Here is a 12,603-nt window from a genome sequence, read left to right as displayed (position 1 = left end):
CGGCCGCGACACCCTTCAGGCGTGCCAAAGCTCCCTCGAAAGAGGGGAGTTCGCCCTTGTGGTCAAGCCAGGGGCCGTCAGGGCCGGCGGCGAGCACTCGGCAGCCATGGCCAGGAGGAGAACCGGGCGAGCAGATCGTACAGAGTGCTGCCGGACGGGCAATATGTGACCAGCGTTCCGGCGAGCGGACCGCATTTGCCAGGTCCTATTCGTTGAACGATCCAGAGCCGTCGCAGTAAACGTTCCCAATAATGCCGGTCGGATACTTCCCCCCGCAGATGACCATGATGTATTCGCCACCGTTTCCGATGTTGTAACCCTTCCTGTCACACCCGGCGTCGCCGCCGTCCTCGGTCGTCATCACACGCTTCCAGCCGTCGGTGCTGACGTACGAGTTGTAGAAGAGCGCGCCGTACACGCTCTCCCCGTTGGCCCGGGTGTCGCAGATCTCGAAGATGTCGCCGTCATCGATGAAGGTCATCTTCCCTCCGTCGACCGCGACGGACTTGTTCGCCATGGTCCCGACATCGTCCGTCTGTACGGCTATGGCCGGATACGCCGATGCGACCAGCATCATGGCGGTGGCGGCACCCACTTTGGCCATGCGGGCGAGGTTGGACCTGAACATTGAATCCCCCTTGTACGGGCTGCAGTTCGCAACCCCTTGAGCTGAGAACATTGCCATAATTTTGCAATCCCTACCAAACGTACCGACCGAGCGTGTGGCGTCGCCGTCTGCGTGCGTGAGTCCCCGGGAGCCTGCCAGCCGTCCGGCTGGGGCAGGGGCGTTGTCGTGCCCCAACCGCAGATGATCAAGCGCCACTACCTCGGTGGAGAGCAGCCGGAGAAACCGGCCCGCCACGGTATTGACAGCCTCGATGACCTGGGTCTGCTCCAGACGGGTCGTCGTCGCCCAAGCCGACGACTGCGGGCGCAGCACGAGTCGGCCGGAGTCCGCGGCGTAGCCGACGTCGGCGATGCGCCCGGCCGGCTCAGGGGCAATGCCGCCCACCGACCACGTAGCGTCGCGTCGCGTCGGCGGCCGGGAGCTCCCAGACTCCCTCTGTGACCAGCGCACCGATCGGCGCCGAGGCTCATCGGCTCACGGCCGTCGCGCCGCACCGTACGGAACAGCCGCGGCTTCGACTTCGCCGTACAACCGCTGCCGTTCTTCCCTACCGCCTCGAACGCGGCCCTCAGGGCGACTTGGGCCAGGTCGACACCGGCCTCGCCGCTGGACGGAGGCGCGAACAGCGATGTCCCCGAGAACTGAGCCGGGCTTCCGGGCGCGTGGTTCGTCACGCGGTCCTCCCCAGCGGCGCCGTCTGCGGGGAGCGTGGTCGCCGTTCGGCCTTCCCTCGCCGCGTGTCCCCCATGGGCCCAGCCCGGGGCCGCGACGTGGGTGACGTCGACCTGGCGGCGGCGCTGCTCGTGGGCCGCCTCGATCGGGGCAGACACACGGCCGGCACGATGTCCGGCTCGGGGAACGCGCGGCGGGACAGACAGTTCCCGCAGCGCTCGGCTCTATCGCTCCACCACGTCCGCGACCCGGCCTTCACGGGTTGGGGCCGCGGACGTGGAGCAGAGCCTGTGTATGAGCGGGCTCGCTGATGAGGCACGAGGTTCAACACACCCGTCCTTGGGTCTTTCGTTTGGATCTTGCTGGGCTCGCGTGCCCGCGGTGACATCAGCCGCTGACGCGGCGGGCGCTCCCTGACCCAGCCAGACCCAAACGAAAGACCCTAGGCGCTCATACAGATGGGGCGCTCAGCAGTGGCCAGTAGGGGCATTGGCCATCCGCTTGAACGCGGCCTGGGTCCCCGATCCGGCGATCCCGTCGATCGCCCCGGTGTAGCCCCAGGCGTCCTTCATGCGGGGCTCGTGCCGGGGCACGGCTTGGGGAGGGTGATCAGCTTGTCGTATGTCTTCACTCCCAGGTCGGCGAGCGTGTAGGCGTGGGGGCAGGCTGGGCAGACCACGGCGACGTAGCGGCACTGGCGGCCGGCCGACTCATAGGGGCGGCGCAAGGAATACAGCGGCGTATCGTATGCGGGGCAGGAGCGGAAGTTACTCCCGGTATGACCACCCCGGCTCTCGGAACCGCGCCAGAATGCCTTCCTCATTGAGGACGGTTCCCCAGCGCTGCCGGACAAGCTCAGCGACCATGTCCTGGGTCGTTTGTTCTTCCGCAGCATGCACAGGAGTAACTCTGCAATCGGCAGCCGCTGTTGGCGGAGCAACCGGTCGAGCCGGACGGATGAACAGACCGCAGGGCCGCGCGCCCGGGTCCAGTGCTCCGTGGCCTGTTCAGCTCTTCCTGTGGGGGGGCGTCGTGGGTATCGCGCTACGCCCAGGCCGCCTTTATCCGGTCTTCGAGCCGCTGGACGGTGCCGTATGTCGGCGTGCGCGTGAACGTCCTTGCCTACGTACGGATGAACGAGGACAGTTTCTGAAGCACTGGCGGGTGCTCTGCCCTGCCCGAAGTGGAAATGCCCTCGATCAGCCTGGTGCCGATCCGGCACGCTCCCGTGTATGACCACTCCCCTCTTCATCCCCGGACTGGAACTCTCCCGCCGCTTCTACCTCGAAGCCGTGCGCCCCCTGCTGGACGAAGCCGCCCCTGCGATCAAACACTCCGCGGCCCGTCTGGGCAGCGGCTCGGAGGTTCTGGGATTCGACACCGCCCGCTCCGCCGACCACGAGTGGGGTCCCCGTCTCCAGATCTTCCTGCATCCGCAGGACGCCACCCGTCACAGCGAAGACATCAAAGCGGTTCTCTCCGAACGCCTGCCGAAGATGTTCCACGGCTACCCGACGCACTTCGCTGCGACAGGCGAGGCGGATATCCGGGTCATGCGGGCGACCAAGGGACCGGTTCACCACCGGGTCGAAGTCACCGCCCCAGGCATCCGGTTCACCGGGCGTCTGGGGTTCGACCCGTGCGAGGACGTCACCTTGACGGACTGGCTGGCCACTCCCGCCCAGCTCCTGGCCGAGGTCACCGCCGGTGCTGTCTTCCACGACGGACTCGGCCGGCTCGCCCCGGCACGCGCCGCCCTCGACTGGTATCCCCACGACCTCTGGCTCTACCTCCTCGCGTGCCAATGGCAGCGCATCTCCCAGGAAGAAGCCTTCGTCGGGCGCTGCGGCGAAGTAGGCGATGAACTCGGCTCCGCCGTCGTCGCCGCCCGGCTGGTACGCGACCTGATGCGGCTCTGCCTGCTCATGGACCGCCGGTACCCGCCCTACAGCAAATGGCTCGGCAGCGCCTTCGCCCGTACTCCCCAGGCGCCCGCCCTCACACCGCTCCTCACCGCGGCCCTCGCCGCCACCGACCGGCACACCCGCGAGCACCACCTGGCCCGCGCCTATGAAGCCGTCGCGGCCGCGCACAACCAACTCGCCCTCACCGACCCGCTCGACACCGCTACGCGGCAATACCACAGCCGCCCATTCCAGGTGCTGCATGCCGAACGCTTCAGCGCGGCGCTGACTGCCCGTATCACCGACCCGACCATCCGCGCGCTTCCGACGACCGGCACCGTCGACCAGTTCATCGACAGCGCCGGCGTCCTGAGCCACCCCGAACTCACACGCACCGCGACCTGCGCGATGGTCCATGCCCCGAAACGGTGAACCTCCACCCACACCATCCCCGGCCGCGGATGCTTAGGACCGGGACATCGCAGCGGCTCTGCCCCGGAGAACTCCGCCTCAAGAACGCCGAGGGGAAACCGAAGGAATCTGACACCTGGGGACGTTCATCCGTACGCACTGAGCAGGTGCCGGCGGGCGAGGGTGGCGCGATTGGGGGCACGGGAGTCGAGGACAGTCATGGCGTTCTCACGCGACGGCTCGCTCGTGGGACGGGCGTCGGCGCAGGTCCGTGTGGGTGAGGGACGGAGGTACGTAGGAGACGTCGAGTGGGCCGATGTCGGTGCCGGGCGAGACGATCGCGTCGATCTTGTCGAGAATGTCGTCGCCGAGGGTGAGGGTGGCGCCGGCGAGCAGGTCGTCGAGCTGGTCCATGGTGCGCGGGCCGATGATGGCCGAGGTGACGTCGGGGTGGCCGGTGGCGAAGGCCATGGCCACGTGCGTGAGGGAGTGGCCGGATTCCTCGGCGAGGGTGAGCAGTTGCTCGACCGCGTCGAGCTTGCGTTCGTCGGTGAGGTGCCGGGAGACCCAGGCCATGCGGGCGTTGTCGGGCCGCGGCGCGTTCTTGCGGTAACGGCCGGTGAGCAGGCCCATGGCCAGGGGGCTCCACACCAGAACGCCCAAGCCGTAGCGGTGGCAGACGGGCAGGATCTCCCGCTCGATGCCGCGGTTGAGGAGGGAGTAGGTGGGCTGCTCGGTGCGCAGCCGGTGCAGGCCGCGCTGCTGGGACACCCACTGGGCTTCGACGATTTCCGAGGCCGGCAGGTTGGAGGAGCCGATCGCCCTGACTTTCCCGGACCTCACGAGGTCGGTGAGCGCGGAGAGGGTCTCCTCGATGTCCGTGTGCGGGTCGGGGTGGTGGATCTGGTAGAGGTCGATGCGGTCGGTGCGCAGCCGCTTCAGCGAGCCCTCTACCGCCTGGACGATCCAGTGCCGGGAACTGCCGCCACGGTTGGGGCCCTCGCCCATCGGTCCGTTGAACTTGGTCGCCAGCACGACCTCGTCGCGGCGTCCCTCAAGGGCCTTTCCGACGATCTCCTCGGTCTCGCTGTAGCCGTAGACGTCGGCGGTGTCGACGAAATTGATGCCCGCGTCCAACGCCCGGTGGATCATGCGCACGCAGTCGCCGTGATCCGGATTGCCCATCTTGTCCGAACACCATGGTGCCCAGGCAGTAGGCACTGACTTCGATGCCGGTCCGTCACAGCTTCCGCATCCTCACGGTGCCCCAATTCCTTCCGCTGCCGTACGTGTTCGGTGCCTACGCCGTCCGGGCCGCCGCCGCACGAGCGGCCCGGACGGCGTAGGCATGTCAGGTCGGTCGGTTGGCTCAGCCGTTGTAGGGAGCGGTGACGTCCAGGACCCAGGTGACGCCGAAGCGGTCGGTGAGCATGCCGTACAGCGGCGCCCACTGCGCGGGCTCCAGCGGGCGCACGACGGTCGATCCCTCGGCGAGCCTGCCCCACAGGGCGCCGATCTCGTCGGCGTCGTCGCCCCGCACGGAGACGAAGAACGGGTTGTCGCCCTGGCTCCAGGGCAGCGCCGAGGGCACGTCGTAGGCCATGACGTGGAAGCCGTTGTCGCCGGCCACCTCGCCCCACATCACCCAGTCCGCCTCGCTCTCGTTCTCGGCGCCCGCGTCCTTGTAGGTGACGGCGACGGTACGTCCGCCGAAGACGGACTGGTAGAAGTCCAGCGCCTCCCGTGCGACGCCCCGGAAGTTCAGGTGGGTGGTGGTCGTGACGGACATGGGCTGCTCCCTGCTTCGGTGTGGTGAATACGCCGCGACCAGGAGCGATGCCTCCCGAACGGCGCGTACGCCACGTTCGCAGAGGTAGAGGACAGGTTGTGTCCGGTACTCCAGGAAGTATGAGGGCATGCAGAAAACGTCCGCCCGGCTGCTCTCGCTGCTCTCGCTCCTTCAAACGCCCCGTGCCTGGTCCGGCGATGATCTCGCCGAGCGTCTCGGCATCACCTCACGCACGGTGCGCCGTGACATCGACCGCCTGCGCGAACTCGACTACCCGATCACGACCGTCAAAGGACCGGCCGGCGGCTACCGCCTGGAGGCCGGCACTCATCTGCCGCCCATGCTGTTCGACGACGAGCAGGCCGTCGCCCTGGCCGTCGCGCTGCAGACCGCGGCCGCCGGCACCACCGTCGCCGAAGACGCTTCTCGCGCGCTGGCCACCCTCAGTCAGGTCATGCCGCCCCGCCTGCGCCACCGCATCGACCTGTTGCGCGTCACCGCGCTCCAACCGCCCGCGGCGGCCGGTGACACCTCCCAGGTCGACGCTCAGGTCCTGATGGAACTGAGCCGCGCCATCCACGCCCGCGAGGAACTGCGCTTCGACTACGCCCCGGGTCCAGGCACCCCGGCCGATGACGCCCGCCGCGTACAACCCCACCACCTGGTCACCTGGCGTCATCGCTGGTACCTGGTGGCCTGGGACCTCCACCGCGAGGACTGGCGCACCTTCCGCGTCGACCGCATCCGGCCCCGCACACCCACCGGCCCCCGCTTCGCCCCGCGCGACCTTCCCGGCGGCACCGTCTCCACCTTCGTCACCAGCCGATTCCGCGGCAACGACGGCACCACCACCGGCTGGCCCTGCCGAGGCGAAGTCATCCTCCACCTCCCGGCCGCCGATGTCGCGCCCTTCGCCGAGGACGGGATCGTCGTGGAACTCGGTCCCCACCGCTGCCGGCTCGTCCTCGGCTCCTGGTCATGGACCGGACTCGCCGCCGCCATCGGCCGCTTCGACACCGATATCGAGGTCATCGGCCCGCCTCAACTGGCCACCGCGTTCGGGGACCTCGCCGCCCGCTACGCACACGCCGCCCGCACCACACCACCTGAGACCGTCCCGGCGCGGTGAGAAGGGAGCGGGAGCGGAAGAAATCTGATGTTGCTCTATCAGCCGCCCGGCTAGGGTCTCGGGCTGATGATGCATGAGAACGAAGTTGCGACCGATGTCGCGCTGGTGCGGCAGCTACTCACACACCAGTTTCCGCGATGGGCGGATATGCCCATCAGGGCGGTGCGCTCGGCAGGCACCGACAACGCGATCTATCGGCTTGGGGACGAGATGGCGGTCCGCTTGCCCCGGATCGAGGATGCGGTCGAGCAGGTGGAATTCGAACAGGGCTGGCTGCCACGACTGGCCCCCTTCCTGCCTGCCGCCGTGCCGGAACCGATGGTCGTGGGCCGGCCCGGAAACGGGTATCCCTTCCCCTGGGCGATCAGCCGCTGGATCGATGGCTCGCACCCGACGGATGAGGGGCGCGATGACCACCGGTTCGCCAGGGACCTCGGCGATTTCGTCGCAGCGCTGCGCGGGGCCGACACCACCGGGGCGCGGCAGGGCTACCGTGCCGTGTCTCTGTGCACCCGCGATGCCTCCGTACGGGAGTGGACCGCCAAGGCCGCGGACGTCGTCGACGCGCCCGCTGTCCTCGCCGCCTGGGAGCATGCCCTCGACCAGCCGGAGTGGGACGGGCCACCCCTGTGGACGCACGGCGATCTCATCCCCGGCAACATCCTGGTCAACGCCGGTCGACTCCGCGCAGTGATCGACTTCGGCACCGCGGGCGTGGGCGATCCGTCCTGCGATGCCATCGCGGCGTGGACACTGCTCACCACAGAGACGCGGCAGACGTTCCGCGCGGCAGGAGGGTTCGACGACGCGGCCTGGGCCCGCGGACGAGGCTGGGCACTCACCTTCGTCAGCGGGATCGACTACTACCGCCACACCAACCCCGCCATGGCGGAACTGGGACGCCGCGCCATCTCCGAGGTCCTCGCGGAATGAAGTTCCGCCCCGGGCTCCGGCTCGGGCTCCGGCGGCCGTGTCAGCGACCACTCCTCCTCCGGCGAGCGGCCGCTCCGGCCTTCCCGTCGGCCAGCCGACAGGGTGCAGTAGTGGCTGTCGTCGCAGACGCGCCGGCCGGTGATCAGCCCGTCCTCGGCGGTCAGCGGTATCACAGGGCATCGCGCCGCGCGCCCGGCCGTACCAAGCCGAGTTCGTACGCCAGGATCACCGCCTGCGCACGGTCCCTGAGCCGCGTCTTCGCGAAGAGCCGGTTGATGTGCGTCTTGACCGTGTGGTCCGAGATGGTGAGCCGGTCGGCGATCTCGGCGTTGGACAGACCACGCGCGATCAGTACGAGCACCTCGGCCTCGCGCGCGGTCAGCCCGTCCAGTGTGCGTACGTGCAGGACCGACTCCCGCTGTCGCGCGAACTCCGCGATCAGCCGCTTGGTGACCTCGGGCGCGAGCAGCGCGTCGCCCCTGGCCACGACCCTTACGGCGTGCAGCAGTTCGGGAAAGGTCGCGTCCTTCAGGAGGAAGCCGCCCGCTCCGGCCGCGAGCGCGTCGTACACGTACTCGTCGAGATCGAAGGTGGTCAGGATCAGCACCTTCGTCGATCCGCCGGACGCGGCGAGGATCTCGCGGGCCGCTTCGATGCCGTTCTTGTGGGGCATCCGGATGTCGAGCAGCGCCAGATCGGGCCGGTGCTCGGCTGCGGCACGGACCGCCTGGACGCCGTCCTGTGCTTCGGCCACCACCGCTATGTCGTCCTGCGTGGCCAGCAGGTTGACGAAGCCGGTCCGTACGACTGTCGAGGTCGTCACCCGTTGAAAGGTGACTCCTTCCTCGCGGAGCAGTGTCGGCCACGTCCTTCAAATAGCGCGCCGGTACGGGCGGGAGGTTCAGTCGGCTTGAGAGCCTCCCGACCGGAGGAGACGGTCACGAGTTCCTGGTCCAGTGTCCCCAGAACCGCTGTTGTGGCGAGCAGGTTGTCGGGCTGGTCGTCCACGACGAGGACCTTGGGCATGAGCTGCGGTTGCGGCAGAGGCAGCGGCAGCGGTCTTTCGACGACTTCGAGTTGACGCTCCAGCAGATCGCAGCGCGCCTCGGCGTCCGCCCGCCGCTCTTGCGCCTCTTGGAGTTCGTTGCCCAGCCGCTTCACTTCGGGCTGGCACCCCCTGAGCGAAGCGCTGCCGTGGGGCGGCAGGAGCGACCAAGCCTCGCTCGGTCGTCATCACGCCGATCGCCGACAGCGAGCCCGAATTCGCCGCTCCCGGGCGGCGACCGGGGCCTGGCGCGCGAGACCGAATCCGTTCAGCCCGGTGGTCATGCGATCGACGCCTCGCCCCGGTCACCGTCCAGCGGATCGCCGGCAAGCTCGGTCGGTCCACGGCGCGGGGTTCGGCCCGTCGAGGCCGCACCGTCAGCAGGTATGAGCGGTGCGCTCCCGAGCGGCATCGACTGCCTTCGCTGCGGCGGCGACCGTGTCCGCGCCGCCCAAGGTTCGCGCGTGCCCAGCGGCGGTTCTGCTCCGTTCCGTACGCCTGAGGCGCCTCGGCCTCGGGCTTCTCCGGTCCGGCTGAGGCGCCCGAGGGTACTGCTGAGGTGTTCTGAAACCGCCTGCTCCCCGCCCGGAGCGCGGCCAAACTTGGACGGCCTACGTGGACGAGCCGGGCGAGCCACTCCAGGCACGCTCAAGAGACCGGGCTCGGATCCAGGACGCGCGGCCGAACGACGCCGGCGAACCGACACCCACGCATGCCCGGACGCAAGCCATGGACCGTCCGCTTAGCCGACCGGTGCGGGGATCAGACCGGTGCGGGGATCAGACCGGTGCGAGGATCAGACCCGTCCGGGGATCAGACCGGTGCGAGGATCAGACCCGTCCGGGGATCAGCCTGCGCGGCAGAGTGTGTCCTTCGCGGGCATTTCGCCCTTGACGAGGTAGCGCGTGGTGGTGTTCAGCGCGCAGGGGTTGTCGCCCAGGACGTAGGCGCCGTGCCCGCTGTCGTCGATGCTGAGCAGCCGGGACCGGTCCGCGAACTTCTGGCGCAGCATCTTTCCGCCCTGGTGCGGTGTCGGCACGTCGCGGAGGTTCTGTACGAGCAGCACGTTCCGCGGTCCGTCGTCGTCGACCGCGACCGGCGGCTCGGCCGGGGCGTGTGGCCAGAAGGCGCAGGGGGTGATGTTGGCGGTGGCGGCGCCGAACAGCGGGTAGCGCTCGCGGTCCTCGGCGACGCCGTGCCGGTAGGTGTCGATGTTCTCGGGCCACTCGACGTCGTTGCAGGTCACGGCAAGGAACACCGAGAGTGAATTGTCGACCGGTGACGGCGCCTTGCCCGCGGTGGCGTTCTCCGACAGCAGGCGGCGGGCCGCCGTGTCGGCGCCGTTGATCAGCGTCTGCCAGAGCTGAGCCAGCTTGGGGTACTGCGTGTTTTTGAACAGCAAGCCGAAAGTGCCGAGCCGGAACAGGTTGCCGTCAATCCCTGCCACCGGAGCTTTGTCGAGTCGCTCGGCAAGGGTGAGGTAGGTCGTGCGGACCTGCGCGGGGGTGTGGCCCAGGCCGTAGCTGTCGTGCCGTGCGGCCGCCCACTTCGCGAAATCGGGGAACGTCTGTTCCATCCCGAGGGCGTAGCGGCGCATGCCGTCGCGGTCGAGGTGGGTGTCGCCGACGTTGCTGTCGAGCACGATGCGGTCGGAGCGTTCGGGGAACATCGACGCGTAGGCGGCGCCCAGTGCCGTGCCGTAGGAGTAGCCCAGGTAGCTGGTCTTCTCCTCGCCGAGCGCGGCCCTGATGCGGTCCAGGTCGCGGGCGGTGTTCGCCGTGGTCAGGTGGCGCAGCCTTCCGTCGCGGTCATTGCGCACGCACTGCTCGGCCACCTGTTCGGCGATCTTCGCTTGTGCGGTGACCGCCGCGTCGTCGACCGCGTAGCGGGGAATGTTGCCGATGTAAGGGCTGTCGTCCGTGAATCCGCAGGTGACCGGTGCCGAGTGCCCGATGCCGCGGGTGTCCATGCCGATCAGGTCGTAACTGTCGGAGACGTCGGTGGGCAGGCCTTGGGCCACCAGCAGCGCGGGCAGTGCCAGTCCGGACCCGCCGGGGCCGCCCGGGTTGAGCATGAGTGTGCCGCGTCGCTTGTCCGGGTTCGTGCTGGCCAGCCGGGAGATCATGAGGTCGATCCGGGCGCCCCCGGGGTCGGCGTAGTCCACCGGCGCGGGCACGGTGGCGCATTGGAGCGTGGTCGGAGCGGCTTCGGTCACGACGTCTTCGGGGCAGGTGCCCCACTCCACCTCCGGGTCCTGTCGCTCGTCCGCGCCGGCGGGTGCCGTGGCCAGCGAGCCGCCGAGGCCGAGGACGACCACGAGGGCCAGGCTCCGGCCGATACTGCGTTGTCGTTTCATGTCCGGTCTCCGAATCCCCGTCTCACGGTTGTGGTCGCCGCCCATCTCAGTCCGTGCCCTTGGGGCATGGTCAACACCGTTTCGCCGGCGTGCGGGTAGCGGCGCTGCCGAGGGTTGACCATGCCCCAAGGGCATGGTCTTGAATGGACCGCTTCTCGGAGACGATCCCGCCGACCGGCAGGACGGGTGGCGGCGACGGGGAACGGAGCACCCCAGAAAGGGCCTCGCGGTGGCGTGGAGCACAAGTCAACTGGCCGAACTCGCCGGTACGACACTGAAAGCCGTCCGGCACTATCACAAGGTCGGCTTGCTGGACGAGCCGGAACGGACAGCCAACGGCTACAAGCGGTACGGCGCGAAGCACCTGGTCCGCCTGCTGCGCATCCGCAGACTGGTCGACCTCGGCGTGCCGCTGTCGGACATCCCTTCCGTCGAAATCGCCGACGAGGGGGCGGAGCACATCCTGCGCGCCCTGGACGCAGAACTCGCGGCGAGCATCGAACGCCAGCAACGGATACGCCGGGAACTGGCGGCGATCCTGGACAACCGGGCCTCGATCGACCTGCCGACGGACTTCAAGACACTCGCCAACGACCTGTCGGAGGCGGATCGATCTTTCCTGCTGGCGTACTCCAGCTTTCTCACCCCCACGGCGATGTCCGCGTTCCAGGAGCAGCTCGCGACGCCTCGCAGCGACGTCGGCGCGGAGTTCGACGCCCTGCCAGCGGACGCGCCCGAGGACGTGCGGCAGCGGCTCGCGGAACACCTCGCGCCCGAAGCCCGCAAACTGCAAAAGGACCACCCGTTGCTGCACGATCTGGAAGCCTCCTCCCGCCGGGGAGCGGCGATCACCCAGTCGGTTGTCGTGCAGGCAGTGGTCGAGTTCTACAACGAGGCCCATATCGACGTCCTGCGACGTGTGAACGCGTTGCTTTCGGAGGACGACGCCGCCGGAACATGACAACGCTGCCCGGCGAGTGCGTCCGGATCGACAACCGTGAGCGCTACGAGCAGCTCCGGGTCGGCGCAGCCGGGACGCGATACCGTCGACCACGGCGGTGAGATGGGCCATGGTCTGTCCGCATCGGTGCGGTCCTGGCTCGCCGGTCCGTCGTCGAACTCGTCGTCGACGACGGAGGCCCGGAACAGCCACGCTCTACGGCCGGTAGCGGATCTCCAGCATCACACAGCCTCGGGTCGTCCGGTACGGCCCGTGTTCCATGCCCGGAGGCCGGGCGGCGAAGTCTCCGGCGCGGAAGGTCTGGTCCAGGGTCAGGTCGTGCAGCTCGCCTTCGAGCAGATAGACCTCCTCGACCCACTCGTGCCGGATCACTCCGGAGAGCGCGGTGTCGAGGCCTGGCTCCCAGCGCACCAGCCGGGTCAGCACCTCCGGATCAGCCTCGTCCCTGCTCAGAATCCTCTCGGCGGTCCCGGGCTGCGGCCCGGTGCGCCACGGCATGGCGTCCGGTGAAATGAATTCCCGCTCGTTCTTCATGAGGTGACCTTCTGCAAGCAGTGAGGGGTAAGGAGCCGAGGTTGGCCGACGGCCCGCTGGAGACGTGACGTACGGCGTCGGAGGCTGCGTCATGGGCGTCTGCGGACCTCCCACCTACCTGCCCCGGGCCGTTCCGGTATGCCGGGAGGCCGACCTTGTTCAGCACAGCCTAAAAGGTGTGCGGAGTTCCGGTCTCAGCGGAGGGTACGGAGCCAGATGTCGCGCGGCGGTCCGTACAAAC

At 68.7% G+C, this 12,603-nt stretch carries 9 protein-coding genes and 2 pseudogenes; 4 read left to right on the top strand and 7 right to left on the bottom strand.

Annotated features, from left to right (window positions below):
- Positions 1-205: 205 nt before the first annotated feature.
- Positions 206-1,012, bottom strand: coding sequence for a hypothetical protein (locus ACIBJC_RS08900; RefSeq protein ID WP_399289696.1), 807 nt, complete (start codon positions 1,010-1,012; stop codon positions 206-208).
- Between the two features lie 1,520 nt (positions 1,013-2,532).
- Between ACIBJC_RS08900 and ACIBJC_RS08895 the strand changes: the two genes are divergently transcribed.
- A complete protein-coding gene (locus tag ACIBJC_RS08895) occupies positions 2,533-3,636 on the top strand; it encodes a DUF4037 domain-containing protein (RefSeq protein ID WP_399289694.1) in 1,104 nt (367 codons plus the stop codon).
- 207 nt (positions 3,637-3,843) lie between these two features.
- Here the strand turns inward: ACIBJC_RS08895 and ACIBJC_RS08890 are convergent.
- Positions 3,844-4,816, bottom strand: a pseudogene (locus ACIBJC_RS08890) (aldo/keto reductase).
- A 168-nt stretch (positions 4,817-4,984) separates the two neighbouring features.
- Complete coding sequence (locus ACIBJC_RS08885; protein WP_399289692.1) at positions 4,985-5,404, bottom strand: VOC family protein; 420 nt, start codon at positions 5,402-5,404, stop codon at positions 4,985-4,987.
- 127 nt (positions 5,405-5,531) lie between these two features.
- Here ACIBJC_RS08885 and ACIBJC_RS08880 point away from each other — a divergent pair, with 127 nt between their 5' ends.
- Positions 5,532-6,533: a helix-turn-helix transcriptional regulator gene (locus ACIBJC_RS08880; RefSeq protein WP_399289690.1), complete on the top strand. Its 1,002-nt coding sequence runs from the start codon at positions 5,532-5,534 to the stop codon at positions 6,531-6,533.
- Positions 6,534-6,599: 66 nt separating this feature from the next.
- Entirely contained in the window at positions 6,600-7,466 is an 867-nt protein-coding gene (locus ACIBJC_RS08875) for an aminoglycoside phosphotransferase family protein (protein ID WP_399289688.1), read from the top strand.
- 169 nt (positions 7,467-7,635) lie between these two features.
- Here ACIBJC_RS08875 and ACIBJC_RS08870 read toward each other — a convergent pair whose 3' ends face one another.
- The 3 genes and pseudogenes from ACIBJC_RS08870 to ACIBJC_RS08860 all read right to left on the bottom strand — a co-directional run bounded on the left by ACIBJC_RS08870 (position 7,636) and on the right by ACIBJC_RS08860 (position 10,867).
- Positions 7,636-8,289: a response regulator gene (locus ACIBJC_RS08870; protein ID WP_399289686.1), complete on the bottom strand. Its 654-nt coding sequence runs from the start codon at positions 8,287-8,289 to the stop codon at positions 7,636-7,638.
- A gap of 86 nt (positions 8,290-8,375) precedes the next feature.
- A pseudogene (locus ACIBJC_RS08865) lies at positions 8,376-8,636 on the bottom strand (response regulator); the annotation flags it as partial.
- A gap of 722 nt (positions 8,637-9,358) precedes the next feature.
- Positions 9,359-10,867 (bottom strand): alpha/beta hydrolase, encoded by a 1,509-nt coding sequence (locus tag ACIBJC_RS08860; RefSeq protein ID WP_399289684.1) that lies wholly within the window; start codon positions 10,865-10,867, stop codon positions 9,359-9,361.
- A 229-nt stretch (positions 10,868-11,096) separates the two neighbouring features.
- On the opposite strand from ACIBJC_RS08860, the gene ACIBJC_RS08855 reads away from it, so the two are divergent.
- Positions 11,097-11,828, top strand: coding sequence for a MerR family transcriptional regulator (locus ACIBJC_RS08855; protein WP_399289682.1), 732 nt, complete (start codon positions 11,097-11,099; stop codon positions 11,826-11,828).
- A gap of 195 nt (positions 11,829-12,023) precedes the next feature.
- Here ACIBJC_RS08855 and ACIBJC_RS08850 read toward each other — a convergent pair whose 3' ends face one another.
- Complete coding sequence (locus ACIBJC_RS08850) at positions 12,024-12,362, bottom strand: cupin domain-containing protein (RefSeq protein ID WP_399289680.1); 339 nt, start codon at positions 12,360-12,362, stop codon at positions 12,024-12,026.
- Positions 12,363-12,603: the final 241 nt, after the last annotated feature.

The sequence above is a fragment of the Streptomyces sp. NPDC050509 genome (assembly GCF_044457965.1).
GTDB lineage: Bacteria > Actinomycetota > Actinomycetes > Streptomycetales > Streptomycetaceae > Streptomyces.
This window is presented reverse-complemented; position numbering and strand designations above follow the sequence as displayed.